The 246-nt window shown below is 44.3% G+C and carries 1 pseudogene; it reads right to left on the bottom strand.

What is annotated here, in order from left to right:
- Positions 1–246, bottom strand: a pseudogene (locus CWC11_RS20460) (50S ribosomal protein L3 N(5)-glutamine methyltransferase); the annotation flags it as partial.

Below are 246 nucleotides of genomic sequence, written 5' to 3'. Positions count from 1 at the left end.
CCCCGAGGCCACCTCGCTCAAATTCAAGCCAAGTAAAGGGGGCTTCCGGATATAAAGCACCCATATGTACCATAGAATTACCCACCTCGACAAATAATACACCTTGTTCAGTTAAATGCTCAGCGGCTTCTAACAAAATTGTCCGTGTAACATCTAGCCCATCATCACCCGATGATAGACCAAGTTCAGGTTCATGATGAAATTGATCAGGTAAATCTTCCATGTCCTCAGCATCTACATAAGGTG

It is taken from the genome of Pseudoalteromonas sp. S3178 (assembly GCF_005886985.1).
Classification (GTDB): domain Bacteria; phylum Pseudomonadota; class Gammaproteobacteria; order Enterobacterales; family Alteromonadaceae; genus Pseudoalteromonas; species Pseudoalteromonas carrageenovora.
The sequence above is the reverse complement of the archived record's forward strand: the minus strand, read 5'-3'. Positions and strand labels throughout refer to the sequence as shown.